This is a genomic window from Xanthobacter pseudotagetidis (assembly GCF_043194795.2).
GTDB lineage: Bacteria > Pseudomonadota > Alphaproteobacteria > Rhizobiales > Xanthobacteraceae > Xanthobacter > Xanthobacter tagetidis_A.
In genome coordinates this window covers 293,745-319,952 of the sequence record NZ_CM195534.1, presented here as the reverse complement: position 1 = coordinate 319,952, position 26,208 = coordinate 293,745, and the positions used below count along the sequence as shown (strand labels likewise).

Genomic DNA, 26,208 nt, shown 5'->3' with positions numbered 1-26,208 from the left:
AGCACGACGGCGGGAAAAAGCCGTGCAACCCGGGGAGGCGTGCGCCCCGCCTCAGCCCTTCTGGCCGGCCTCGATCACATCGTCGAGGGTGCGCAGGCCGGTGCGGGGGGCGTTCACCAGAACCGCCATGTTGCCGGGGGCATGCTGGTTCTTCCACATCTTGGTGTGGGCCTCCGGAATACGCTCCCAGGGGAACACTTCGGACATGCACGGGTCCACGCGCCGGTCGATGATGAACTGGTTGGCGGCGGAGGCCTGCTTCAGGTGCGCGAAGTGCGAACCCTGGATGCGCTTCTGGCGCATCCACACATAGCGGGCGTCGAAGGTGATGTTGAAGCCGGTGGTGCCGGCGCAGAACACGATCATGCCGCCGCGCTTGCCCACCAGGGTCGAGACCGGGAAGGTCTGCTCGCCCGGATGCTCGAACACGATGTCCACGTCGCGCTTGCCGGTGATGTCCCAGATCGCCTTGCCGAACTTGCGGGCTTCCTTCAGCCACTCATTGTATTCCGGCGAGTTCACCTTGGGCAGCTGGCCCCAGCACTTGAAGTCCTTGCGGTTGATCACGCCCTTGGCCCCGAGGCCGAGCACGTAGTCGCGCTTGGTCTCGTCCGAGATCACGCCGATCACGTGCGCGCCCGAGGCGGCGGCGAGCTGCACGCCGAACACGCCGAGGCCGCCCGAGGCGCCCCACACCAGCACATAGTCGCCCGGCTTCACGGTGTGCGGCGGATGGCCGAACAGCATGCGGTAGGCGGTGGCCATGGTGAGGGTGTAGCAGGCGCTCTCCTCCCAGGTCAGGTGGGTGGGGCGCGGCATCAGCTGGCGCGCCTGCACCCGGCAGAACTGGGCGAACGAGCCGTCCGGCGTCTCATAGCCCCAGATGCGCTGGGAGGGGGAGAACATCGGGTCGCCGCCGTTGCACTCCTCGTCGTCCCCATCGTCCTGGTTGCAGTGGACGACCACCTCGTCGCCCATCTTCCAGCGCTTCACCTTGGCCCCCACGGCCCAGACGATGCCGGAGGCGTCGGAGCCGGCGACGTGGAACGGCGCCTTGTGCACGTCGAACGGCGAGATCGGCTGGCCGAGGCCGGCCCAGATGCCATTGTAGTTCACGCCCGCCGCCATCACGAGCACCAGCACGTCGTGCTCGCCCAATTGCCAGGTCGGCACCACCTCCAGCTGGAACGACTGCTCGGGCGGCCCGTGCCGGTCACGCCGGATGGCCCAGGCGTACATGTTGGCGGGCACATGGCCGAGCGGCGGGATCTCGCCCAGTTCGTAGAGATCCTTCACCGGCCCCTCGGTCGAGCCGGCGGTTGCAGTCTGGCCCATGGCGTCGCGTCCTCTTCGCTGGCGGACCGTTTCGGTCGCGTTGATGTCATATCGCAGTGCAGCGTAGCAGAGAATAATTCCAGGTCGATAGCCCACTTTCTGGCGATCTCGCACCGTTTCGCATTGCCGCATCGAACCGCAAGGCCGCGCCTGCGTTTCCATTTCCGCCCGGCGGCCGGACCGCTAAGGTGAAAGCGGCCGCGGGGCCCGCTTAGGGGGCTCCGGATCGGCGGTGGAGAGGGAGATGCACATGGGTATTCTGTGGATGATCATCGTCGGCGCCATCGCCGGCTTCCTCGCGGGGCAGCTGTTCCGCGGCTACGGTTTCGGGCTGGTGGGCAACATCGCCGTGGGCATCGTCGGCGCGCTGATCGGCGGCTTCCTGTTCGGCAACGTGTTCCTGGTGGGCGGCATCCTCGGCCAGATCGTCTCGGCCACCATCGGCGCGGTGATCCTGCTGTTCGTGATCTCGCTGGTGAAGCGGTAGGGCGCGCCGTCCGGGCGGGCCGCCACGGCCCGTCCCGGAACGCCGCGCGCGAAATTTCCATCGACGGCGCGCGCATTGCGACGCACAATTCGCGCCAGAATGGTTCTGAAAACGGGGAACAAGTATGGCGGGCCGCGATAAACCCTGGCTCTTCCGCACCTATGCCGGGCATTCCACGGCGGCGGAATCCAACAAGCTCTATCGCTCCAACCTCGCCAAGGGGCAGACCGGCCTGTCGGTGGCCTTCGACCTGCCCACCCAGACCGGCTACGACAGCGACCATCCTCTCGCCAGGGGCGAGGTGGGCAAGGTGGGGGTGCCGATCTCCCATCTCGGCGACATGCGCACCCTGTTCGAGGGCATCCCGCTCGCCGAGATGAACACCTCGATGACCATCAATGCCTGCGCGGCGTGGCTGCTCTCGCTCTACATCGCCACCGCCGACGAGCAGGGCGCCGACCGCGCCAAGCTCCAGGGCACGACGCAGAACGACATCATCAAGGAATATCTCTCGCGCGGCACCTACGTGTTCCCGCCGGCGCCGTCCATGCGGCTCACCAAGGACACCATCATCTTCACCACCGAGCATCTGCCGAAGTGGAACCCGATGAACGTGTGCTCCTACCACCTGCAGGAGGCCGGGGCGACGCCGGTGCAGGAGCTCGCCTTCGCGCTCGCCAACGCCATCGCCGTGCTCGACACGGTGAAGAAATCCGGCGAGGCGGAAGGCCCGGTGTTCGGCGAGGTGGTGGGGCGCATCTCCTTCTTCGTGAACGCGGGCATGCGGTTCATCACCGAGATGTGCAAGATGCGCGCGTTCGTGGACCTCTGGGACGAGATCTGCGTCAACCGCTACGGCATCACCGACGCCAAGCAGAAGCTGTTCCGCTACGGCGTGCAGGTGAACTCGCTCGGCCTCACCGAGCAGCAGCCGGAGAACAACGTCTACCGCATCCTTCTGGAGATGCTGGCCGTCACCCTTTCCAAGAAGGCGCGCGCCCGCGCGGTGCAGCTTCCCGCCTGGAACGAGGCCCTCGGCCTGCCGCGCTCATTCGACCAGCAATGGTCTTTGCGCATGCAGCAGGTGGTGGCCTACGAGACCGACCTCCTGGAATATGGCGACATCTTCGACGGCTCGGTGGAGGTCTCGCGCAAGGTCGAGGAGCTGAAGGAGGAGGCCCGCGCCGAGCTCGCCCGCATCGACGCCATGGGCGGCGCGGTGGCGGCGATCGAGAATTCCTACATGAAGCAGGCGCTGGTGGAGAGCAACACCCGGCGCCTGGAGGCCATCGAGCGCGGCGACCAGGTGGTGGTGGGCGTCAACCGCTGGACCGAGACCGAGCCCTCCCCGCTCACCACGGGCGAGGGCGCCATCCTCACCGTGCCGGAGCATGTGGAGCCGGAGCAGATCGCCCGCCTGAAGGCCTGGCGCGAGGCCCGCGACGCCAAGGCGGTGGCCGCCGCCCTCGCGGACCTGAAGAGCGCCGCGCAGGAAGGTCGGAACGTCATGGAGCCGTCCATCGCGTGCGCCAAGGTGGGCGTCACCACCGGCGAGTGGGGCACCTGCCTGCGCGAGGTGTTCGGCGAGTACCGCGCCCCGACCGGTGTCGGCCGCGCGGTGCGCGCCGACACGAGCGGCCTCGACGCGGTGCGCGAGAGCGTCGACGCGGTCTCGGCGAAGCTCGGCCGGCGCATCAAGTTCCTGGTGGGCAAGCCGGGGCTCGACGGCCATTCCAACGGCGCCGAGCAGATCGCCGTGCGCGCCCGCGACTGCGGCATGGAGGTGGTCTATGAGGGCATCCGCCTGACCCCGGCCGAGATCGTCAACGCCGCGCTGGAGGAGAGCGTGCATGTCATCGGCCTCTCCATCCTCTCCGGCTCGCACGTGCCGCTGGTGCGCGACGTGATGGAGCGCTTGCGGGCGGAAGGCCTGTCCGACGTGCCGGTGGTGGTGGGCGGCATCATCCCGCCCGAGGACGAGGCGCAGCTCAAGGGCTTCGGGGTAGCGGCGGTCTACACGCCGAAGAACTTCGAGCTCAACCGCATCATGGCGGATATCGTCTCGATCGTGGACCGCGAGGCGCAGAAGGCCGCCTGATCGGTGGCGCGCGCCGGACCGACGTGGCCCGGCCGCGGCCGTCCTCCGTTCGGTTCGCCCGCGCGGGCGGGCTCTGGATCAGGCAAGCGGGGTCATTTGGCCCGATCGCACTCTAGATTGCCCCGCAGGAAGCGCAGTTGGGGGGCTTCGGCGTGGGACATCTTTCGGGACGATGGGACCTGAGCCGCCGCCGCGCCTGAAACGCAGGCGCAACGCGGCGGAAAGCGGCCCGACACCGCCATCCCCTACATCTCTCCCGGCGAACGGGAGGGGAAAGATGAACACGCTGGTGCTGACGGCGTGCGCCGCCGCCGCGCTCGGCCTGCTGGTCTGGTCGGTGAACGCCGCGGAGGAGCCGCAGGCTGGCGCCGCCGCGGCCCCGTCTCAGGCGGAGGACCCCTATGCCGCCCTGCCGAAGGCGCTGGTCCCGGTGGTGCAGGAGATGGAGGCCCAGTGCCGCGCGGCCGAGGGCACGCCGGCTTGGGCCGCGAAAGACCTGTTCACGGTGGTCGACTTTTCCCGCGACGGACAGCCGGACTACCTGCTGGACAGTCACGGCATGCGGTGTAACGACGGCGGCGACATCCCCTGGATGGGCTCCGACGGCTTCCGCCACGTACTGTTCGTCTCCACCGGCTTCGGCCGTTGGACCCGCGCCTTCGACCGCCGCGCCCGCGATATCGACATCCTGGTCGAGGGCGGGGAGCCGCGGCTCTGGCTGTTCTCGCACGGGGCCTATTGCACCAAGCCGAACCCCAAGCGCTACCAGCGCTGCGAGCAGGTCTATGCCTGGGGCGGCAAGGGCAAGCTTCGGAAGGTCAGCGAGGACTGGTTCACCGGCGAATGAGACGCACATCGGCTCGCCACGCCGAGATTTCCTTGCATTTGCGCAATCGCATTTCGGGATGGTAACGGCCATATTTCCGAAAACGCCCGCCTCGACGCGGGTGATCGGAGATGACCATGCTTCAAGCCCCCCCTGACGCCGCGCCCGCCGCCGGCGCCCCCGCTCCGCTGCCGGACAGCCTCGCTCTGGGGCCGGTGACGCTCGTGAGCCGCGATCCCGAGAGCCTCGTGCCGTTCTACCGCGCGGCGGTCGGCCTCGATGTCCTGGCGCGCGCCGACGGACGCGTGGTGCTGGGCGCCGGCGGCCGGCCGCTGGTGGAGATCGTGCGCAATGCGGCGGCGCCTCTGCCGCCCGCCCGCGCGCCGGGCCTGTTCCACCTCGCCGTGCGCGTGCCCGACCGGGCTGCGCTCGCCGCGCGGCTTCTCGCGGCACGCCGGCTCGGCCTGCGCCTCGGCGCCTCGGACCATCTGGTCAGCGAGGCGCTCTATCTCGACGACCCCGACGGCAACGGCATCGAGATCTATCGCGACCGCCCGCGCGACGCCTGGCCCGCCACCGAGGACGGCGCCATCGCCATGGAGACGCTGCCGCTCAACCTCGCCGCTTTGGCCGCCGAGGCGGCCTCGGAGGGCGGTCCGGCACCGGCCGGAACCGACATGGGGCACGTGCACCTCAAGGTGTCCGACCTCGACGCCGCCCGGCGCTTCTGGGTGGACCTCGTGGGGATGCGGGTGATGGCGGCCTATCCCGGCGCGCTGTTCGTGAGTGCCGGCGGCTACCATCACCATCTCGGCCTCAATGCCTGGCATTCGGCCGGCGCCGCGCCGGCGCTGAAGGGCTCCACCGGGCTCGATCATTTCGTCGTCCGCCTGCCGGCGGAGGGCATCGCGGCGCTCGCCGGCCGGCTCTCGGCCGCCAACTGGCCGTTCGAGCGGCAGGACGGCGCGCTCACCGCCGCCGATCCCGCCGGCAACCGGGTGGTGTTCCAGCCGGAGCCGCTGGCCACCTGAGCGGCGGCCATCGGCACCAAAACGGGCAAATCACACTGGAGCACGCCGCCCAGCCCCCACCGCACGCTGGGGGGATAACGCGCTATCTATCATTGAGTTAGAGGGCGATTCACCGATCAGACTGTTTCGGTTTGATCGGATCGCGCTCTAGGGTACCGTCCAGAGAAAGGCGGTCCGCAGGGCCGCGTCTGAAGAACAACAAGGGGCGCCCACCGGCGCCCCGGAGGCGGCGCCCATGATGTCCATCCCCTTCTTCGGGGTCTTCCTCGCCTTCGTTGCGACGCTGGCGGGATCGCGGACGCTCGCGCTCGCATTGTGGTTCGTGTCCATGGCGGCGATGCTGGTGCTGTTCAAGCTGCACGCCACCGACCCCCTCAACATCGCGCTGTGAGGGGATCATGAGCCCGGACCTCGCCCGCATCCTCAACGCTTTTGGTCTCGCGGCCGCGTGCGTGGTGCTGATCGTCGCCTTCGCGGACCAGCTCCTGTTCGGCGACCTGCCATGCCCGCTGTGCATCCTCCAGCGCGCCGGCTTCCTGGGTGTCGCCGCCGGCCTCGCCCTCAACGTGAAGTTCGGCCCCCGGCCGTCCCATTACGCTGTGATGCTGATCTCCTCGCTCGCCGGCGCGGCGGTCTCGCTGCGGCAGACGCTGCTGCACATCGTGCCGGGGGAGGGCGCCTACGGCGACGCCTTCTTCGGGCTTCACTTCTATGCCTGGGCCTTCATCGTCTTCATGGTCTGCGTCGCCGGCACGGCGGCGATGCTGCTGTTCGACCGCCAGTTCGCCGAAGGCGTCAGGCCGCCGGCGCGGATCGGCGCCCTGGGCGGCGTCATGGTGGCGCTCGGCCTGTTGCTCGCCTTCGCCAACGGCGCCTCCACGGTGCTGGAATGCGGCGGCGGCCTGTGCCCGGACAATCCCACCAGCTACCAGCTGCTCCAGGACGGTGCCGTCGGCGCGCCGCTGCGCGAGCTTCTCGGCCAGTGATGCGCCCTCATCAAGGTTGCTGATCGAGCCCCAACGAGAATGCATTTCCGGACCGGAGCGAAACCGGCTAGATGAGCCCGCGTGGCTGGATCGGCGATCCGGCCTCGTTGCACCCCAAAGGCCGGATCGGTGGTCCGGCACCCGCCATCCTGCGGGAGCAGGCCGCGCGGCGATCACGCCGGGCCGCGGCCCTTGCGTTCCCCGATCGCACCAGCCTCCGCCCGCCCCCCAACGCCTTCGGAAGAGGTCATGTCCGCACCCCGTTCGACCGGTCCGCTCGGCGCCTTCTTCAACGCGCCCTATCTGCTGCTGGTGCTGGTGGCGCTGCTCTGGGCGGTGAACATGGTGCTGGGCCGCTACATCGTCGGGCATGTGCCGCCGCTCACCCTCGCCTTCGTGCGCTGGACCGGCGCGACGCTGATCCTCACGCCGTTCGCCTGGCAGCAGCTGATGCGCGACTGGCCGCTGGTGCGCACGCACCTGCCGAGCCTGCTGCTGCTCTCGGCCACCGGCATCTCCTGTTACAACTCCATGACCTATTACGGGTTGCAGTATACGGAGGCGGTGAACGGGCTCCTGGTCCAGTCCACCACGCCGCTGATCGTGGCGGTGTGGACCTTCGTGCTGTTCCGCGACCGGCTTTCGCTGGGCCAGACGGCGGGCATCGGCGTCTCGCTGGTGGGGGTGATGTTCATCATCAGCCGCGGCGACCTCGACACGCTGCTGCACCTCAAGCCCAACGAGGGCGACCTCTGGCTGATCCTCGCCATCGCCATCTACGGCTTCTATGCGGCCATGCTGCGCAAGCGCCCGCCGCTGGGGTCACTGTCGTTCCTGCTGGTGATCATGGCGATGGGGGCGGTTATCCTCATCCCCACGGTGCTGTGGGAGATGCACCTCGGCAAGTATCTGCAGTTCGACGGCCTGACCCTCTCGGCCATGGCCTATGTGGCGGTCGGGCCCTCGCTCATTGCCTACATGTTCTTCAACCGGGCGGTGGAGCTTGTGGGCGCGAACCGGGCGGCGCCGTTCATCCACCTCCTGCCGGTGTTCGGCACCGCGCTCGCCATCGTGTTCCTGGGCGAGCGGCTCGCCTGGTACCATCTCGTGGGCTACGTGCTGGTGATCGGCGGCATCGCCCTGGCGACCTTCACCAGCCGCAAAGGCATTCCCGGAAAGTCCGCCGCCGAAGAGCCCGCACCCCCGGGCTGACCGGCGGCGTCGCCGCCGGTCTCGCCTCCGGCTTCCGGAGGGCCTGCCTCAGAAGCCGAGCGCCTTGGCCTGCTTCACGTGCGGCAGGCTCAGCACCTTGCCCAGCACCTCCGCCGGCACCTTGCCGTCCACCGCCACCAGCGCGATGGCATCGCCGCCGGCATGATCGCGGCCGAGGGCGAAGGTGGCGATGTTCACGCCCGCATCGCCCAGCAGGCCGGCGAAGCGGCCGATGAAGCCGGGCTTGTCCTCGTTGGTGACGTAGATCATGGCCGGGGCGAACTCGGCGTCCACCTTGATGCCCTTGATGTTGACGATGCGCGGATGGCCGTCCGCGAACACGGTGCCGGAGACCGAGCGCTCGTACTTGTCCGTCACCACGGTCAGCGTGATCAGGCTGTCATAGTCGCCGGTGGCCGCGCGGGTGGTCTCCTCGATGACGATGCCGCGCTCCTTCGCGACCGACGGCGCGGAGACCACGTTGATGTCCGCCAGCGCCGGGCGCAGCAGGCCGGCGATGGCGGCCGAGGTGAGCGCCTTCACCTTGAGGTCCGCGACCGCGCCCTCATAGGTGATGCGCACGGTCTTGATGTCGGTGTCGGTGAGCTGGCCGGCGAACGAGCCCAGCTTCTCGGCGAGCTCGATGAAGGGCTTCAGCTTCGGCGCCTCCTCGGCGGTGATGGAGGGGAAGTTCACCGCGTTGGAGATGGCGCCCGAAAGCAGATAGTCGCTCATCTGCTCGGCCACCTGCAAAGCGACATTCTCCTGCGCCTCGGTGGTGGCGGCGCCGAGGTGCGGGGTGCACACCACGTTGGCGCGGCCGAACAGCGGGTTGGTCTCGGCCGGCTCGACCGTGAACACGTCGAAGGCGGCGCCGGCCACGTGCTTGCTGTCCAGCGCCGCCGCGAGCGCCGCCTCGTCCACCAGGCCGCCGCGGGCGCAGTTGATGATGCGCACGCCCTTCTTGGTCTTGGCGATGTTCTCGGCCGAGAGGATGTTCTTCGTCTTCTCGGTGAGCGGCGTGTGCAGCGTGATGAAGTCGGCGCGGGCGAGCAGGTCGTCCAGCTCCACCTTCTCGACGCCGAGGTCGAGCGCGCGCTCGGGGGAGAGGAAGGGATCAAACGCGATCACCTTCATCTTCAGGCCCACGCCGCGCTCGGCGACGATGGAGCCGATATTGCCGCAGCCGATGATGCCGAGGGTCTTGCCGGTGACCTCGACGCCCATGAAGCGGTTCTTCTCCCACTTGCCGGCCTGGGTGGAGGCGTCCGCCGCCGGGATCTCGCGGGCGAGCGCGAACATCATCGCGATCGCATGCTCGGCGGTGGTGATGGAATTGCCGAACGGCGTGTTCATGACGATCACGCCCTTGGCGGTCGCGGCCGGCAGGTCGACATTGTCGACGCCGATGCCGGCGCGGCCGATCACCTTGAGGCGGCGCGCCTGCTCCAGGATCTTCGGCGTCACCTTGGTGGCCGAGCGGATGGCGAGGCCGTCATAGTCGCCGATGATGGCGGCGAGCTTGTCCTTGTCCTTGCCGAGGTCGGGCTGGAAGTCGACCTCGACGCCGCGGTCCTTGAAGATCTGGATGGCGGCGGGCGAGAGCTTGTCGGAGATGAGGACGCGGGGTGCCATGATGGGGCTCCGGGAATTTCGGGTGGCCTGAGCCGGTGCGCGCGCCATCGCGGCTTCACCGGCGTGAACCCTCTCCCGCTTGCGGGGGAGGGCAGGGAGGGGGAACGGCGGTTAGGGCCGGCAGCGGCGGGCTCTTCCGGGGCGGGCGAAGGCCCCCACCCCATCCCTCCCCCGCAAGCGGGAGAGGGAGCCGGGCGGCTCAGGCGCTCACGCGGCTGGTCTCACGCCGCCGGTCTCACGCCGCCTTGGGCAGCGCCGCCTTCGCCTCGTTGAAGGCCCAGTCGAGCCAGTGGGTCAGCGCCTCCACGTCGAAGCGCTCCACGGTCGCGCCGCACCAGATGCGCAGGCCGGGAGGGGCGTCGCGATAGGAGCCGATGTCGTAGGCGATGCCGCCCTTCTCCAAGCCCGAGGCGATGGCCTTGGCGAACGCCGCCTGGGCGTCGGCCGGAAGCGCGGTCACGTCCGGGTCCACCACCTTCAGGCACACCGAGGTGTTGGAGCGCGTCACCGGGTCGGTGGCGAGGAAGTCCACCCACGGCGTGCGGTACACCCACTGGGCGATGGCCTCGAAGTTGCGGTTCGAGCGCTCCTGGAGCGCGGCGAGGCCGCCGATGTTTTTCGCCCACTTGAGCGCATCGAGATAGTCCTCGACGCACAGCATGGACGGGGTGTTGATGGTCTCGCCCTCGAAGATGCCGGCGATCAGCTTGCCGCCCTTGGTCATGCGGAAGATCTTCGGCAGCGGCCAGGACGGCTTGTAGGTCTCGAGCCGCTCCACCGCACGCGGGGAGAGGATGAGCATGCCGTGCGCCGCCTCGCCGCCCAGCACCTTCTGCCAGGAGAAGGTGACGACATCCAGCTTGGCGAAATCGAGCTTCTGCGCGAACGCGGCCGACGTGGCGTCGCAGATGGTGAGGCCGGCGCGGTCGGCCGGAATCCATTCGGCATCCGGCACCATGACGCCGGAGGTGGTGCCGTTCCAGGTGAAGACCACGTCGTGGGAGAAGTCGACCTGCTTCAGGTCCGGCAGCTCGCCGTAGGGAGCCGACAGCACGCGCGCGTCAGCGAGCTTGAGCTGCTTGGCGACGTCGGTCACCCAGCCCTCGCCGAAGCTTTCCCAGGCCAGCATGTCCACCGGGCGGGCGCCCAGCATGGACCACAGCACCATCTCGACGGCGCCGGTATCGGAGGCGGGGACGATGCCGATCTTGTAGTCGGCCGGAACCTCGAGCACCTCGCGGGTGAGCTCGATGGCTTCCTTGAGCTTGACCTTGCCCACCTTGGCGCGGTGCGAGCGGCCGAGCGGCGCGTCGGCGAGCTGGTCCAGCGACCAGCCGGGGCGCTTGGCGCAGGGGCCGGAGGAAAAGTTCGGATTCTCCGGGCGCGAGGCCGGAGCGGGATTCGTCGTCATGTGATCCATCCTTACAGATGGGCGCCTCCCGTTGGGGGGAGGTGTCCCGCGGATGGCGATACGCCTGGGGCGGTGAGGCGTCAAGGGCGTTGCTGCCGCCCGCTGCTTGTGCCGGCCTTGACCGGCGCCGCTTGTGACGTGCGCGCTCACTCGACACCGAGGTCTCCGTGCCAACTTCGGCTTCTGCGGTGCCGGAGGGGTGCAATTAACGGAAGCTCACCTTGAACTAAGGATCGTTTGCTAAATCAAGATCGCGCGTCATTTCTACAAATGTAATAGCAAACAAGAAAAATCGCGGTTCTATTTGCGTCGAATCCAGGCGGTGGTCCGAAAGATTTGCGTGTGAGTCCGCGTCATGATTCACGTTCCCGAACGGGAAGCGAGCGATGCGTCGCCACGAACTGACCGACGATGGGCCGTCATTGCCCCGCTGCTGCCGAACAAGCCGCGGGGCGTGGCTCGGGTGGACGACCGCCGACCCGAAACCGTCCTCGCAGCTCTCAAGCCCGCCGCCGCTCGTATCCGGATCAATGCGCTATGAGCGCTGCCTCTTGGAGAACCGGGTCAAAATCCCCCCAATGTTCTCAAAGGGAAATGGTGCCCAGGAGAGGACTCGAACCTCCACGGCTTTCACCACTGGTACCTGAAACCAGCGCGTCTACCAATTCCGCCACCTGGGCCCCGTCAGGCCGAGGCCCATCAGGAGCCGCGACACATAAGGGGGTGCCGCGGGGCTGTCAACGGTCCGTCGGCGGCGCGTCGCAACAATCCGCAGGCCGGCTGGCGCCAGGCGCGAACGCGCGCCCTGAAGCGGGTGCCGGCCGGGCGCATGCCGGCCGGCGTGCGGTGTCCGTGAACCGGGCCGGCGGTCCCTGGGGCGTCCTGCCCCCATGGGGTAGCCCCACGGGGCAGGACACGCCCGTGGCGCCGCCTGCGCCGGCGGGCCCTCGACATAGGCTGCGTCCTGCCAGGCTGCCGGCCGGGTTCCGCCCGGGGGCCGGCGCGCGGCGCGGCCCCCGGGACAGGCGGGCCTGCTCAGCGCTGGAATTTCGGCGCGCGCTTCTCGATGAAGGCGGTCATGCCTTCCTTCTGGTCGGCGAAGGCGAACTGCGACTGGAACACCCGCCGCTCGAAACGGATGCCCTCCGAAAGCGTGGTCTCGTAGGCGCGGTTCACGCTCTCCTTGGTCTGCATGGCCACCGGCAGCGACATGTCGGCGATCGTCTTCGCCACCTTGAGCGCCTCGGTCACGAGGTCGGCGGCGGGCACGATCCGGGAGACGAGGCCGACGCGCTCGGCCTCGGCGGCGTCCATCATGCGACCCGTCAGGCACATCTCCATGGCCTTCGACTTGCCGACGAAGCGGGTGAGGCGCTGGGTGCCGCCCGCGCCCGGCATCACGCCCAGCTTGATCTCGGGCTGGCCGAACTTCGCCGTGTCGGCGGCCAGGATGAAGTCGCACGACATGGCGAGCTCGCAGCCGCCGCCGAGCGCGAAGCCCGCCACCGCGGCGATGATTGGCTTGCGCGCGCGCGACAGACGCTCCCAGGAGGTGATGAAGTCGTCGAGATAGGTCTCGGGGTAGGAGTATTCCTGCATCTGCTTGATATCGGCGCCCGCCGCGAAGGCCTTCTCCGATCCGGTGAGCACCATGCAGCCGATGCCGCGGTCGGCCTCGAAGGTGTCGAGCGCGGTGTTGAGCTCGCCGATCAGCACGGAATTGAGCGCGTTCAGCGCCTGCGGGCGGTTGAGGCGAATGAGCCCAACGCGCTCGTGCCGCTCCACCAGGATCGTCTCGTAAGCCATCTTCTGCCTCCCATCCCCACCCCGTGACGGGGCGGGCTCCGTGCATTTAGAGCGGGATGGCCAAAAGGAAAAGGAAGTCTGCCGCGCGCCGGGCCGCCCCGGGCTCGGATGTCCGAGAGAAGCCGGCTCTGGCAACGCCTTGCCGGACCGCGGCGGGACGGCCCCGTTCTTGCTCCGAGCCGGGTCGGAGGCGGGTCCGCCGCTGCCGGCCTGTCGCGACGCCGCCAAAGTGTCGCGCTTCCGACAGCTTCAGGCGAGGCCGCCGGGCAGGAGGAAGGCGGGCCATGAAGCTCATCGTCGAACGGCTGGTGGTGGAATCGCTCGTCGAGAGCTTCCCGGCGCATGCTCCGCTGCTCGACCAGGCGCGCTTCTCCTCGCGCATCGAGGTGGGGCTCGACGCGCTGGCGGCGCCCGAGGTGGCGCGCCTGTCGGTCCTGCTGGCGCAGGGCGGGATCACGGGCGGGCAGGCCGAGCAGCTTTCTAGCCTCGCCGACGCGCTCTCCGCCGGGGGCCGCGCGTTCGGCCCGGACGAGCTGGAGGACCTCGCGCCGGAACTGGCGCTCTATCTCATCCGGGACGCGATCCGCGGATGGCTGTTCCACATGAGCCCGGCCGCCAAGCCCCAGCCCTATCTCGTCACCCGCATCGACTATACCCCGCCCGGCGACGAGGAGGCGGGGCGCATCATCATCGAGCTGAAGGCCAACAGCCGCGGCAAGGTGGCGGTGGAGCAGCTTCTGATCCGCGCCCGCGACCTCAGCGGCAAGACCGTGGCCGGGCTCCTCGCCGCCAAGGGCTGGCTGAAGGAGAGCGCGCCGCTGCTCGCCGCCTTCGATGCCCACGCGGAGCGCTATTTCGACTGGCGCGCGCGCTACGGCCATCAGTTCTCGGGGGCGGGCACCGGCATCTTCGCCGAGGACCCGAGCGCCAACCGCCGCGACACCGATTGGGCGCGCAAGTCGGTGGTGGTGCTCTCCTCCTCCGGCGGCACGGCGCGGCTCGTGAACGACGAGGAGCTGCTCGGCGAGCGGGCGCTGGGGCTCGATTCCTCCGGCTTCATCCTCGACAAGCTGGTGAAGCGCGCGGACAAGTACAATTTCTTCGACCGCGACACCGAGGAGGCGCTGAAGCAGGCGCAAGGGTCGATCCCCAAGGGCTGCTTCACCCAGCTGCCGGTCCATCCGCTGATCCTGATGTTCCATCTGGAACTCCACCATCACCTCTGGGTGCACGTGGACAATGTCGCGCCGTACGAATACCGGCCGCAGATCAAGACCAAGCTGGTGCTGCCGCCGGAGCAGACCGACCTCATCGACATCCTCACGGCGGAGATGGACACGCTGATGGACGACGTGGTGGCCGGCAAGTCCGGGGGCACCACGGTGCTGTGCGCCGGGCCGCCCGGCGTCGGCAAGACGCTCACCGCCGAGGTCTATTCGGAGATCATCGGCCGTCCGCTCTACCGGGTGCATTCCGGCCAGCTCGGCCTCGACGTGGGCCAGATGGAGCAGGCGCTGAAGGATGCGCTCACTCGCGCGCAGAGGTGGGGCGCGGTGATGCTGATCGACGAGGCCGACGTCTACATCAAGCGCCGGCAGGACAATCTCACCATGAACGCGGTGGTGGGCGTGTTCCTGCGCGTGCTCGAATACTTCAACGGCCTCCTGTTTCTCACCACCAACCGGGTGGACGATATCGACGAAGCCATCGTCTCGCGCTGCATCGCCCTCATCAAGTATCACCCGCCCGGCCCGGACGACCGGCGCAAGATCTGGCGGGTGATGGCCGAGCAGTTCGGCCTCGCGCTGGCGGATGACCTGGTGGACATGCTGGTGCACCAGTTCCCCGACGCGAGCGGGCGCGACATCAAGGGCCTCGCCAAGCTGGTGGCGAAGTTCTGCGCGCAGAAGGGCGTCGCGCCGAGCCTCGAGGTGTTCCGCCGCTGCGCCATCTTCCGGGCGCTGGACGTGCCGCCGCTCGCGGCCGAGCCCGTCGCCTGACGGCTCCGGCTCGGCGCCCCGGCAGTGTAGCCACCCGGCGGTTGACGCCGCGCAAGGACGGGTGCCGGCATCCCAGGTATGCAGGTGTTCCGGAAGGCCGGCAGGCGGTTGTAGGCGCTTGCCCGTGGCATCCGGCAGCATGGCCTCGCGCGAGGATTTCCGCCGCGATGAGGGGCTGGGCCTGCCTTGTGAGGATTGGAGAGGGTCATGAAGGTTTCCGCGCGCAATGCATTTGCCGGCAGGATCGTCGACATCAAGAAGGGCGCCACCACCGCCCACGTGGTGCTCGACGTCAACGGCATCAAGGTCACGGCCTCCATCACCAACGAGTCGGTGGACGATCTGGGCCTCAAGGTGGGCGGCGCCGCCACCGCCATCGTCAAGGCGTCGGATGTGATCATCGCCGTCGATTGAGTGCGGCCGCCGCCGCACGGGAGCGTGGCCTTGTGCGCCGGCGCCGGTGAATGAGGTGGTGGCGCGGAAGGGCATTCCTTTTCGCGCACCTTGCGCAGGGTGACGGCGCGCTTGCTTTTGGCGCCGCAAGGGATCACCACTCGCGGCCGGCCCCACCGGACGGACCCGCAGCCCATGGACCAGGCACGCATCGGCATCCTCACCATCTCCGACCGGGCGAGCGCCGGTGCCTATGAGGACAAGAGCGGCCCGGCCATCGAGGCGTGGCTGCGACGGGCCATAGCGAGCCCGTGGGAGGCCGACTACCGCATCATTCCGGATGGCCTGGAGAGCGTGCGCGACACGTTGCGCTTCCTGTGCGACGTGGAGAAGCTCGACCTGGTGCTGACCACCGGGGGGACCGGGCCGGCACCGAGGGACCTGACCCCGGAGGCGATGGCGGCGGTGGTGGAGAAGCCGCTGCCCGGCTTCGGCGAGCAGATGCGGCGCATCAGCCTCAACGCGGTGCCCACCGCGATCCTCTCGCGCCAGGAGGCGGGAGTGCGCGGCAAGACCTTGATCGTCAACCTTCCCGGCAAGCCGGCGTCGATCTCGGTCTGTCTCGATGCGGTGTTTCCGGCGGTGCCCTATTGCCTCGACCTGATCGGCGCGGCGCGCATCGAGACCCATGCGGAGGTGGTCGCCGCGTTCCGCCCGAAAGGCGCGTGAGGCGGGATTCCGGGACCAGGACCGCCTTGGTCAGGCGGCAAATCCCGGCGGGAACAGCGCCAGTTCCGCTAAATCCTGCCCCGCCAAATCCCGTCCGGCAAAAACAGACACCCGGAGCGCGGAGGCCCCGGGTGTCCAAGGTATCAAGGTAATATCCGGCGCCGGCCGGAGGCCGAGCGGCCGCTCAGGCGGCGGCGCGGCGGCGGGTGGTCTTCTTGGCCGGGGCGGGCGCCTTCTTGCGGCTCTGGCCGAGGCCCATGTTCTTGGCGAGCTCGGAGCGCGCCGCCGCATAGGCCGGGGCGACCATGGGATAGTCCTTCGGCAGGCCCCACTTCTCGCGATAGGCTTCCGGCGTCATGCCGTAGCTGGTGCGCAGGTGCCGCTTCAGCGACTTGAACTTCTTCCCGTCTTCCAGGCAGATGATGTATTCGGGCGTCACCGACTTCTTGATCGGAACCGCCGGCTTCTGCTCTTCCACCGGCTGGGCGGCCGGGGTGCCGAGCTGGCCGAGGGCGCGATGCACCGCCTCGATCAGGGCCGGAAGCTCGGCCGCCGAGACGCTGTTGTTGCTGACATACGCCGCGACGATGTCCGCGGTGAAGTCGATATGGCTGGGCGCCTGGGGCATGGTGGCCGTTTCGCTCACGGGTATCCCTTTCTGCATTCTCTGCTCCGCCGATGGCCGAGCAGTTGGATATCGATTCAACACAATTGTTTCACAGCGCTCCAATTAAGGCAAATTTTCTATTTTCCAATCTTTTTTTCAAAACTGATGCTCGACCATGAACTCTTGTCGCACCAGCAAAGGCGTCGGCTCGATGTCTCTTCCAATCCGCATTGACGAGTGGCGCGCAGCCGACATCACCCGGTAGCGGGCTGATTCGCGGAAAAATTTCCCCTGCGGAGCGCTGAACCGGGAATTGATCTTGCGCAACCCGCAACCGCTTGCATGTCAACATGGTGTGGCGCCAAGCGCGCGCGCCCGCAAGCCGGCTTGTGCCGCACGCGGCTCGGAAATCGGATTTTCTTCTTGCGGGCCGGAGCCGGAAACACCGGCAAGACCGTCGACATCCTCCCGTCACCAGAGCACGCGCCGGTCAGCCGGCGCCGCGCCGAGACAAGGCATTCCCCATCGTCAATCCGACGGGCGGTTCAGCCATCAAGTAGATCCGGCTTGATCCGATCGAACGCCAGCGATGGCCGCGCCGTCCGCGGCACCTCCGCGGCACCTCCGCGGCACCTCCGCGGCGCGGCCCGCAGGCCCCGGCGCCCCAAGCCCGTTGGCGGAACGGCGCGCACGCGCTACATGCGGCGCAAAGCCCCTCGATCGCCGCCTGCCGCGCGGCCGGAACCCGCCATGCCCCGTGCCGTCGCCGGCCCCGAGATCGAACGCCTCATCCAGCTGCTCGCCCGCCTGCCCGGGCTCGGCCCGCGCTCGGCCCGGCGGGTGGCGCTCCACCTGATCAAGAAGCGTGAGGGCCTGATGGCGCCGCTCGCCGCCGCGCTGACGGACGCGCTCGGCAAGATCGTCGAATGCCGGACCTGCGGGAACGTGGACGTGCGCGACCCGTGCAGCATCTGCACCGATCCGACCCGCGACCGGCAGGTGCTGGTGGTGGTGGCGGACGTGTCGGACCTGTGGGCGCTGGAGCGCGCCGGGGTGCTGAACGCGCGCTACCACGTGCTCGGCGGCGTGCTCTCGCCGCTCGATGGCGTGGGACCGGAAGACCTGAACCTCGCCAGGCTCGTGGACCGCGTCCACCAGGACGGCGTCGGCGAGGTGATCCTTGCGCTGGGCGCCACCGTGGACGGCCAGACCACCGCCCATTACGTCACCGACCTGCTGCGCGACCTGCCGGTGAAGATCACGCGCCTCGCCCAAGGCGTGCCGGTGGGCGGCGAGCTGGATTATCTGGACGAAGGCACCCTTTCCGCCGCGATTCGCGCCCGCACCCGCATGTAGCGGCCGGGCGGCGGCGGGCTCACGCAAACTTGAGCGCAGCCATCAGCCGCTCGCGCCGTCGAGCGGTGTGGTGCCGCGCGACGGGGGTGACGGGCCGATCCGGTTGTCATTGCGCCGGGATGCAGCCCTGCACAAAATTTGCGCTTAGAAAACGCCTTAACCCGCTTGAAGCCCGAGGGCGATCGCTTCGGTCGGGCGGGCTCGGGCGCCGGAGAACCCAGGCACGCGGACCGCCGGCGCGCTCAGAACTCGACGTCGAGCTCTTCCAGCTCCTCGGGCTCGGCCAGCGCCCCGGCAATCCATTCCTGCATATGGTCCAGGGCCATGACGCGGTCGCGATAGGCGGCGCACGTGGCGTCGAGCGGCACGTCATAGGTGGTGAAGCGCGAGCAGACCGGGGCGTACATGGCGTCCGCCAGCGTCGGATACGGCCCCATGAGGAAGGGGCCGCCATGGGCGGTGAGGCAGCCGCGCCAGATGGCGACGATGCGCTCGATGTCGGCCTGCGCGCCGGCCCAGACCTTGAAGCCGGGATAGCGCGCCTTGATGTTCATGGGCAGGGCGGAGCGCAGGTTGGCGAAGCCCGAGTGCATCTCGCCCGAGATCGAGAGGCAGTGCGCGCGCACCGCCCGGTCGGGCGGCAGCAGGCCGGCCTCGGGGAACACCTCGTTGAGATAGGCGGCGATGGCGAGGGTGTCCCACACGGTGACGCCCTCGTGCACCAGGCGCGGCACCAGGAAGGAGGGCGAGAGCAAAAGCAGCTCCGCCTTGGCGTCCGGGTCGTCCACCGGCACGCGCTCCTCCTCGAAGACGAGGCCCGCCATCTTGCACATCAGCCAGCCGCGCAGCGACCAGGAGGAGTAGTTCTTGCTGGAGATGGTGAGGGTAGCCATTGTTCCCGCGCGCCTTCCGTCCCGACCGGTGTTTCCTCGAAACCTGGTCTTCCGCCTGCCCGGCCCGAGTGAACCACCCCGGGCCGCAAGGGCTCAAGTCTCAAAATTTGAGCACGAAACCGGCGACCTGCTCATGCGGCAAGCAGACCGGGCCCTCTCGCGCGCCCCGATCCAAGCATCCGCCGGAAAACCGGGCGATGACGACTTGGACCGATTGGTTGCGTGTTGCATTGCATCACGCGCCGTTTCAATATCATTAGAACAGCTACTACCTCTCGGGGCCGCTGAAAAGAACGAAAACGGCCCTGCGACAATAACTTAAGGATCCGACGTCCGCGGGGGGCGCCGGCCCTCCGGAAGGCGCGGAACAGAAGGGTTCTTCAAGAACATGCCTGAGCTTTCCCCCTCGTCCACCTGCGCCGGGCGGCTCGGCCGCGTGGCGCGTCAAAGCCGGCGGCCGTGATGTATCTGGCCTATCAGACCCGCGCCGATCTCATGGAGCCGCTCCGTTTCATGGCGGGGCTGGCGCGCCAGACCCTCACCGGCCCCCTCGTCAACGGCTACGGCCATGCCGGCCTGCGGCACTTCGCGGCCGCCTGCGAGATGATCGAGCGCGCCGGGCTCAGCCATGGCCGCCCCGATTTCGGCATCCGCTCGGTGGAGGTGGGCAACCGCGAGGTCCAGGTGGTGGAGGAGCGGTCCACGGTCCTGCCCTTCGGCACCCTGCTGCGCTTCAAGAAGGACGTGGAGATCGCGCAGCCGCGCGTGCTCGTGGTGGCGCCGCTCTCCGGCCACTTCGCGACGCTGCTGGTCAACACGGTGAAGACGCTGCTGCCCGACCACGACGTCTACATCACCGACTGGCACAATGCCCGCGACGTGCCGCTCTCCGAAGGGCCGTTCGCCTTCGACGACTATGTGGAGCACATCGTCAAGTTCCTGGAATACCTCGGGCCGGGCGCGCACCTGCTCGCCGTGTGCCAGCCCTGCGTCCAGGCCCTGGTCGCCACCGCCGTCATGTCGCAGGATCGCAACCCGGCGACGCCCGCTTCCATGACCCTCATGGCGGGGCCCATCGACTGCCGGATCAATCCCACGGTGGTGAACAACCTCGCCACCTCCAAGCCCATGCGCTGGTTCGAGCGCAATCTCATCTCCAAGGTGCCGGCGGGCTTTCCGGGCGTCGGTCGGCGGGTCTATCCCGGCTTCATGCAGCTCACCGCCTTCGTCTCCATGAACATGACGCGGCACCTCAAGGCCCACATGGAGCTCTACAACCACCTCGCCGAGGGTGACATGGAGAAGGCCGAGGCGGCCAAGACCTTCTACGACGAATATTTCGCGGTCCTCGATCTCGACGCCGACTTCTATTTGCAGACCGTCCAGTACGTGTTCCAGGAATACCGGCTTCCCAAGGGCGAGCTGACCTATCGCGGCAACCCCATCGACTTCCGCGCCATCCGCAAGACGGCGCTGCTGACGGTGGAGGGCGAGCGCGACGACATCTGCTCCATCGGCCAGACGGTGGCGGCGCAGGACATCTGCTCGGCGCTGCGGCCCCACAAGAAGCGCCACCACATGCAGGCGGGCGTCGGCCATTACGGGGTGTTCTCCGGCCGCAAGTGGGCGGGCCAGGTCTACCCGATCGTGCGCAACCACATCCTCGCCAGCGACTGAGAGGACCAGGCAGATCCGCGGTCGACCGGCGGTCTTCTGCGCGCCGCCGATTTCCGTCCGCTCGTCATCCCCCGCCTTGTGCGGGGGATCCGCTTCGCGGCCAGGCCGGCGCTCGCCTTTCCAGGGCAGAGCGAGCGACCCGGTGGATGTCCCGGACAAGCCGGGGCATGACGGCGGCCTGACCAAAGCGAGCCGGGTCCCCGCGGCCTTCAGGCGCGAGCCATGCCGCGTTCGCCCTTTCCCGCCGGTCGCGGCGGGAGTATGCGCAGGCCATGAGTTCCGCCGCCGTTCCGCCGCATCCCCCGCGCCTCGCCGACCATCCCGACTTCGCGCTGTTCTGGATCAGCCGCGTGGCCTCCTCGCTCGCCTTCCAGGTGCTGGCGGTGGCGGTGGGCTGGATGGTCTACGACCTGACGCGCAGCGCGCTGGCGCTCGGCCTGGTCGGCCTGTTCCAGTTCCTGCCGCTGCTGCTGCTCACCCTGGTGGTGGGGCAGGTGGCCGACACCTTCGACCGCCGCCGCATCGTCATGGCCTGCCAGGCGGTGGCGGCGGCGACCCTGGCCGCGCTGGCGGCGGGGCTCCTTTCCGGCGCGGCGGGGGTGCCGGCGCTGTTCGCGACGGTGAGCCTGATCGGCGCGACGCGCGCCTTCGAGCATCCGACCCTCAACGCCCTCTTGCCCGGCCTCGTGCCGGCGGACCTGCTGCCGCGGGCGCTGGCGGTCTCCGCCTCGGCGATCCAGACCGCCACCATCGCCGGGCCGGCGCTGGGCGGCCTTGCCTATGCCGTCGCGCCGACCCTGTCCATCGCGCTGGCGGCGGCGTGCTACGCGGTCGCCGCGCTCGCCATGGCGCTGGTGCGCCACCGCGCGGCGCGGGTGCAGCGCGGGCCGGTGTCGCTGGAGACGCTGCTCTCGGGGCTCGCCTTCATCCGGCGCAGCCCGGTGGTGCTGGGGTCGATCTCGCTCGACATGTTCGCGGTGCTGCTGGGCGGGGCGACCGCGCTCCTGCCGATCTTCGCCAGCGACGTGCTGCATGTGGGCGCGGAAGGCCTCGGCGTGCTCAGGGCGGCGCCGGCGGCGGGGGCGGTGGCCATGGCGTTCGTGCTTTCCCGGGTGCCGCTGACGCGGTCGGTGGGGCCGACCATGTTCGCCGCCGTCGCGGTGTTCGGGCTCGCCACCATCGTGTTCTCGCTCTCCACCAGCTACTGGCTGTCGCTCGGGGCGCTGGCGGTGCTCGGGGCGGCGGACAATGTCAGCGTCGTCATCCGCTCCTCGCTGGTGCAGCTCTCCACCCCCGACGAGATGCGCGGCCGGGTGAGCGCGGTGAACTCGCTCTTCATCGGCACCTCGAACCAGCTGGGCGAGTTCGAATCCGGGGTCACCGCGGCGCTGCTCGGGCCGGTGGGCGCCGGGCTGATGGGCGGGATCGGCACCATCCTCATCGCCGCCTGGTGGGTGCGCCTGTTTCCCGCTTTGTGGCGCATCGACGACATGCCGGCGCGGCCGAAGCCCGCACCCCAGGCGGCGAAAGCCATTGAAATCACCTGATTTGCCGGCTCTTCTCCCGATCCTTTGTTGACGCGCCCGGCGCAGTTTCCCATGGTGCGCCCGCCCGCCGCCCCCTTCGGGCCGGCGGACCTTCCTCCCGCGCTGACCCGAGGAGTTTTGCGCCATGAGCGACTGGCCGGTCCATGCCAAGATCGACGGCCCCATCGTGATGATCGGATTCGGTTCCATCGGCCGGGGCACCCTGCCCCTGATCGAGCGGCACTTCGATTTCGACCGCGAGCGGATGGTGGTGATCGACCCGGTGGCGGACCACCGCAAGCTGCTCGATGCCCGCGGCATCCGCTACATCCAGGCCGAGGTGACGGCGGAGAGCTACCGCGACCTGCTGACCCCGCTGCTCACCAACGGCCCCGGTCGCGGCTTCTGCGTGAACCTGTCGGTGGACGTGTCGTCGATCGCGGTGATGGAGCTGTGCCGCGAGCTGGGCGTGCTCTATGTGGACACCGTGATCGAGCCCTGGAAGGGCTTCTATTTCGACGAGGCCATGCCGACCGCCGCGCGCACCAACTACGCGCTGCGCGAGAGCCTGCTGGCCGCGCGCCGGCGCAATCCGGGCGGGCCGACGGCGGTCTCCACCTGCGGCGCCAATCCCGGCATGGTGTCCTGGTTCGTGAAGCAGGCGCTCATCAACATCGCCCATGACACCGGCCTCGACCGGCCCGAGCCCACCAGCCGCGAGGAATGGGCGCAGTTCGCCCGCGCCCTGGGGGTGAAGGGCATCCACATCGCCGAGCGCGACACCCAGCGCGCCCGTGAGCCCAAGGTGATGGGCGCGTTCTGGAACACCTGGTCGGTGGAGGGCTTCGTCTCCGAGGGGCTGCAGCCGGCCGAGCTCGGCTGGGGCACCCACGAGAAGGAGCTGCCGCCGGACGGGCGCACCCACGAGGGCGGCTGCGGCGCCGCCATCTATCTGCTCTCGCCGGGCGCGGCCACCCGCGTGCGCTCCTGGACGCCGACGCCGAAGGCGCAGTACGGCTTCCTCGTCACCCACAATGAGAGCATCTCCATCGCCGACTATCTGACGGTGCGCGACGGCAGCGAGGTGCTCTACCGGCCCACCTGTCACTACGCCTACCACCCCTGCAACGACGCGGTGCTGTCGCTGCACGAGATGTTCGGCAATGGCGGCCACTTCCAGGAGAGCTGGAAGATCCTCGACGAGCACGAGATCGTCGACGGCATCGACGAGCTGGGGGTGCTGATCTACGGCCATGCCCGGAACGCCTACTGGTTCGGCTCACAGCTCTCTATCGAGGAGACGCGCGAGCTCGCGCCCTACCAGAACGCCACCGGCCTGCAGGTGACCTCCGCCGTGCTCGCCGGCATGGTGTGGGCGCTGGAGAACCCGGAGGCCGGCATCGTCGAGGCGGACGAGATGGACTTCCGCCGCTGCCTCGAGGTGCAGCTGCCCTATCTCGGCCCGGTGATCGGCACCTACACCGACTGGACCCCGCTGACCGGCCGCCAGAAGCTGTTCCCGGAGGACCTCGACCTGGAGGACCCCTGGCAGTTCAAGAACGTCATCGTGCGCTGAGGGCCGGCTTGAAAGGCCGCGGACCAGGCTTTCGCCTGCTCCATTTCATTCATCGCCGTCATCATCGCCGTCATGGCGGGGCTTGTCCCGGCCATGACGCGGATCGAGCGGAAACAAACTTTCGCAAGTTGGCGCAAGCCGTTGGACGTGGATGCCCGGGCCTGGCCCGGGCATGACGGCGGTGCTTGCGGTGCTGTCCTTCTGAATGTCCTGGCGGGCTCTGCGGCGGGCGGGGGGCTCCGCGCGCCCTGTGTGTCCTGCCCCGGCGCCATCGTCTTCCTCGCCGCCCCGCGGCGCCGTCGCCCTCCGGCTGGACCGGAGGGCCCGTGAGCGAGGGATTTCTTCCGGCCGCCGGGATGGATGCTCCGGTCGCGCCGGCGCATGACCGTGGAAAGGAGGCGTGGCGCTCCCGCGCCCCACGTCGTCGCCGCATCCCCCGCCTCTGCTCCACCCCCCACCCCATCCCTCCCCCGCAAGGGGGGAGGCGGCTTCTGCTTGGAGGGGGCGGACGTGTCCCGGGCGATGGCGAGCCACGGCCGGCCGCGCCGGCCCGACCGGCAAAAAGAAAACGCCCGCCGAAGCGGGCGTTTCTCGTTTCTGGGAGCCCCCCGGTCCGGCCGGAGGCGGAAGTCGCCGGGGCCGGGCGCGACGCCTCAGGCCTGGGGCTGGGGCTCGATGGAGCCGCCGGCGCCGCCGGGACGGGGGCGGTTCTTGCCCGCGGCGGGGATCGCCGAGCCGCGCGGGTTCGGCGGATCGATCACGCTCTCGCGGTTCGGCGTCTTGCCGTTCAGGAGGTCGACGATCTCGTCGCCGGACAGGGTCTCGTACTCCAGCAGGCCCTTGGCCAGGGTCTCGAGGTCCTGGTAGCGCTCGGTGAGGATGCGCTTGGCCTCCTGGTAGCCCTCGTCCACCAGCCGCCGGACCTCCTTGTCGATGGTCTGGGCGGTGGCCTCCGAGATGTTCTGGTGGCGCTGCATGGACATGCCCAGGAACACCTCGTCCTGGTTCTCGCCATAGGCCACCTGGCCGAGCAGGTCGGAGAAGCCCCAGCGCGTCACCATCATCTTGGCGAGCCGGGTCGCCTGCTCGATGTCGGAGGCGGCGCCCGAGGTCACCTTGTCGTGGCCGAACACCAGCTCCTCGGCCACACGCCCGCCCATCATGATGGCGAGGCGCGAGGTCATCTGCTCGTAGGACATGGAGAGCTTGTCCCGCTCGGGCAGCTGCATGACCATGCCCAGCGCGCGGCCGCGCGGGATGATGGTGGCCTTGTGCACCGGGTCGGTGGCCGGCACGTTCAGCGCCACGATGGCGTGGCCGCCCTCGTGGTAGGCGGTGAGGAGCTTCTCCTCCTCCGTCATCACCAGCGAGCGGCGCTCGGCGCCCATCATCACCTTGTCCTTGGCGTCCTCGAACTCCTGCATGGTGACCATGCGCTTGTTGCGCCGGGCCGCCATGAGCGCCGCCTCGTTGCAGAGGTTGGCGAGGTCGGCGCCGGAGAAGCCGGGGGTGCCGCGGGCGATGGTCTTCAGGTTCACGTCGGGGGCGACGGGAATCTTGCGGGCATGCACCTTCAGGATCTGCTCGCGGCCCACCACGTCGGGGTTCGGCACCACCACCTGGCGGTCGAAGCGGCCGGGGCGCAGCAGCGCCGGGTCCAGCACGTCCGGACGGTTGGTGGCGGCGATGAGGATGATGCCCTCGTTGGCCTCGAAGCCGTCCATCTCCACCAGGAGCTGGTTCAGGGTCTGCTCGCGCTCGTCATTGCCGCCGCCGAGGCCGGCGCCGCGGTGGCGGCCCACCGCGTCGATCTCGTCGATGAAGATGATGCAGGGCGCGTTCTTCTTCGCCTGCTCGAACATGTCGCGCACGCGGCTCGCGCCGACGCCCACGAACATCTCGACGAAGTCGGAGCCCGAGATGGTGAAGAACGGCACGTTGGCCTCGCCGGCGATGGCGCGGGCCAGCAGCGTCTTGCCGGTGCCGGGCGGGCCGACCAGCAGCACGCCGCGCGGGATGCGGCCGCCGAGGCGCTGGAACTTCTGCGGGTCGCGCAGGAACTCCACGATCTCGGTCAGGTCGCTCTTGGCCTCGTCGATGCCGGCCACGTCCTCGAAGGTCACGCGGCCGTGCGCCTCGGTGAGGAGCTTGGCGCGCGACTTGCCGAAGCCCATGGCCTTGCCGCCGGCGCCCTGCATCTGGCGCGACAGGAAGATCCACACGCCGATCAGCGCCAGGAACGGCAGCCAGGACACGAGCAGGCTCACGAACCACGGCACGTTGTCGGACGGCGGCCGGGCGGTGATCTGCACGCCCTTGCCGTAGAGCCGCTGGATCAGCGAGGGGTCGTTCGGCGCATAGGTCTGGAAGCTGCCGGGGCGGTCGGAATAGGTGCCGGTGATGTTCGGCCCCTCGATCACGACCTCGCGCACCTTCCCCGCGTCCACGTCGGCGAGCAGCTGGGAGAAGGAAATCTCATTGGCGTTCGAGCGCTGGCCAGGGCTCTGGAACAGCGAGAACAGCGCAAGCAGCAGCAGGACGATGATCACCCACAGGGCGAAATTACGTAAATTGGCGTTCATTGAACCCTCTTGGGGACGCCCGAAGGCATGGCACCCATCATC

Annotated in this window: 21 protein-coding genes and 1 tRNA gene; 14 read left to right on the top strand and 8 right to left on the bottom strand. The window is 68.9% G+C overall.

Going from position 1 to position 26,208, the window contains the following annotated elements; genetic code table 11:
- Window positions 1-51: 51 nt before the first annotated feature.
- Entirely contained in the window at window positions 52-1,335 is a 1,284-nt protein-coding gene (ccrA, locus tag V5F67_RS01520; protein WP_394020497.1) for a crotonyl-CoA carboxylase/reductase, read from the bottom strand.
- A 250-nt stretch (window positions 1,336-1,585) separates the two neighbouring features.
- On the opposite strand from ccrA, the gene V5F67_RS01515 reads away from it, so the two are divergent.
- The 7 genes from V5F67_RS01515 to V5F67_RS01485 all read left to right on the top strand — a co-directional run bounded on the left by V5F67_RS01515 (window position 1,586) and on the right by V5F67_RS01485 (window position 7,975).
- Window positions 1,586-1,822, top strand: coding sequence for a GlsB/YeaQ/YmgE family stress response membrane protein (locus V5F67_RS01515; protein ID WP_394020499.1), 237 nt, complete (start codon window positions 1,586-1,588; stop codon window positions 1,820-1,822).
- 124 nt (window positions 1,823-1,946) lie between these two features.
- On the top strand, window positions 1,947-3,920 hold the full coding sequence (locus V5F67_RS01510; protein ID WP_394020501.1) for a methylmalonyl-CoA mutase family protein: 1,974 nt from the start codon (window positions 1,947-1,949) through the stop codon (window positions 3,918-3,920).
- A 277-nt stretch (window positions 3,921-4,197) separates the two neighbouring features.
- Complete coding sequence (locus tag V5F67_RS01505) at window positions 4,198-4,767, top strand: hypothetical protein (protein WP_394020503.1); 570 nt, start codon at window positions 4,198-4,200, stop codon at window positions 4,765-4,767.
- 116 nt (window positions 4,768-4,883) lie between these two features.
- Window positions 4,884-5,777 carry a VOC family protein gene (locus V5F67_RS01500; RefSeq protein WP_394020505.1) on the top strand — a complete coding sequence of 298 codons (894 nt, stop codon included), beginning with the start codon at window positions 4,884-4,886 and terminating at the stop codon, window positions 5,775-5,777.
- A gap of 235 nt (window positions 5,778-6,012) precedes the next feature.
- Entirely contained in the window at window positions 6,013-6,168 is a 156-nt protein-coding gene (locus tag V5F67_RS01495) for a DUF5993 family protein (protein WP_170168571.1), read from the top strand.
- Between the two features lie 7 nt (window positions 6,169-6,175).
- Window positions 6,176-6,763, top strand: coding sequence for a disulfide bond formation protein B (locus tag V5F67_RS01490; protein ID WP_394020507.1), 588 nt, complete (start codon window positions 6,176-6,178; stop codon window positions 6,761-6,763).
- A 249-nt stretch (window positions 6,764-7,012) separates the two neighbouring features.
- The gene (locus tag V5F67_RS01485; RefSeq protein ID WP_394020509.1) at window positions 7,013-7,975 is read left to right on the top strand and encodes a DMT family transporter; all 963 of its coding nucleotides are present in this window, start codon (window positions 7,013-7,015) and stop codon (window positions 7,973-7,975) included.
- Window positions 7,976-8,023: 48 nt separating this feature from the next.
- On the opposite strand, the gene serA is transcribed toward V5F67_RS01485, so the two are convergent.
- The 4 genes from serA to V5F67_RS01465 form a co-directional block, all read right to left on the bottom strand.
- A complete protein-coding gene (gene serA, locus V5F67_RS01480) occupies window positions 8,024-9,610 on the bottom strand; it encodes a phosphoglycerate dehydrogenase (RefSeq protein ID WP_394020511.1) in 1,587 nt (528 codons plus the stop codon).
- A gap of 235 nt (window positions 9,611-9,845) precedes the next feature.
- A complete protein-coding gene (locus V5F67_RS01475; RefSeq protein ID WP_394020513.1) occupies window positions 9,846-11,021 on the bottom strand; it encodes a phosphoserine transaminase in 1,176 nt (391 codons plus the stop codon).
- A gap of 595 nt (window positions 11,022-11,616) precedes the next feature.
- A tRNA-Leu gene (locus tag V5F67_RS01470) sits at window positions 11,617-11,701 on the bottom strand.
- A gap of 355 nt (window positions 11,702-12,056) precedes the next feature.
- Window positions 12,057-12,827 (bottom strand): enoyl-CoA hydratase, encoded by a 771-nt coding sequence (locus tag V5F67_RS01465; RefSeq protein ID WP_394020515.1) that lies wholly within the window; start codon window positions 12,825-12,827, stop codon window positions 12,057-12,059.
- Window positions 12,828-13,111: 284 nt separating this feature from the next.
- Between V5F67_RS01465 and V5F67_RS01460 the strand changes: the two genes are divergently transcribed.
- The 3 genes from V5F67_RS01460 (at window position 13,112) to mog (ending at window position 15,949) form a co-directional block, all read left to right on the top strand.
- A complete protein-coding gene (locus tag V5F67_RS01460; protein ID WP_394020517.1) occupies window positions 13,112-14,827 on the top strand; it encodes an ATP-binding protein in 1,716 nt (571 codons plus the stop codon).
- 207 nt (window positions 14,828-15,034) lie between these two features.
- On the top strand, window positions 15,035-15,241 hold the full coding sequence (locus tag V5F67_RS01455; RefSeq protein ID WP_394020519.1) for a TOBE domain-containing protein: 207 nt from the start codon (window positions 15,035-15,037) through the stop codon (window positions 15,239-15,241).
- A 174-nt stretch (window positions 15,242-15,415) separates the two neighbouring features.
- Window positions 15,416-15,949 (top strand): molybdopterin adenylyltransferase, encoded by a 534-nt coding sequence (mog, locus tag V5F67_RS01450; RefSeq protein WP_394020521.1) that lies wholly within the window; start codon window positions 15,416-15,418, stop codon window positions 15,947-15,949.
- A 184-nt stretch (window positions 15,950-16,133) separates the two neighbouring features.
- On the opposite strand, the gene V5F67_RS01445 is transcribed toward mog, so the two are convergent.
- Window positions 16,134-16,577, bottom strand: a complete 444-nt coding sequence (locus tag V5F67_RS01445; RefSeq protein WP_394020730.1) for a Ros/MucR family transcriptional regulator — start codon at window positions 16,575-16,577, stop codon at window positions 16,134-16,136.
- A gap of 729 nt (window positions 16,578-17,306) precedes the next feature.
- Here V5F67_RS01445 and recR point away from each other — a divergent pair.
- A complete protein-coding gene (recR, locus tag V5F67_RS01440) occupies window positions 17,307-17,912 on the top strand; it encodes a recombination mediator RecR (protein ID WP_394020523.1) in 606 nt (201 codons plus the stop codon).
- A 242-nt stretch (window positions 17,913-18,154) separates the two neighbouring features.
- Here the strand turns inward: recR and V5F67_RS01435 are convergent, their stop codons facing one another.
- Window positions 18,155-18,805, bottom strand: coding sequence for a glutathione S-transferase family protein (locus V5F67_RS01435; protein WP_394020525.1), 651 nt, complete (start codon window positions 18,803-18,805; stop codon window positions 18,155-18,157).
- Between the two features lie 459 nt (window positions 18,806-19,264).
- Here V5F67_RS01435 and V5F67_RS01430 point away from each other — a divergent pair, with 459 nt between their 5' ends.
- From V5F67_RS01430 to V5F67_RS01420, 3 genes are all read left to right on the top strand, one after another.
- A complete protein-coding gene (locus tag V5F67_RS01430) occupies window positions 19,265-20,482 on the top strand; it encodes a polyhydroxyalkanoate depolymerase (protein ID WP_394020527.1) in 1,218 nt (405 codons plus the stop codon).
- 272 nt (window positions 20,483-20,754) lie between these two features.
- The gene (locus V5F67_RS01425; protein ID WP_394020529.1) at window positions 20,755-22,029 is read left to right on the top strand and encodes an MFS transporter; all 1,275 of its coding nucleotides are present in this window, start codon (window positions 20,755-20,757) and stop codon (window positions 22,027-22,029) included.
- 124 nt (window positions 22,030-22,153) lie between these two features.
- On the top strand, window positions 22,154-23,584 hold the full coding sequence (locus tag V5F67_RS01420) for a homospermidine synthase (RefSeq protein WP_394020531.1): 1,431 nt from the start codon (window positions 22,154-22,156) through the stop codon (window positions 23,582-23,584).
- 653 nt (window positions 23,585-24,237) lie between these two features.
- On the opposite strand, the gene ftsH is transcribed toward V5F67_RS01420, so the two are convergent.
- The gene (gene ftsH, locus V5F67_RS01415) at window positions 24,238-26,166 is read right to left on the bottom strand and encodes an ATP-dependent zinc metalloprotease FtsH (RefSeq protein ID WP_394020533.1); all 1,929 of its coding nucleotides are present in this window, start codon (window positions 26,164-26,166) and stop codon (window positions 24,238-24,240) included.
- Window positions 26,167-26,208: the final 42 nt, after the last annotated feature.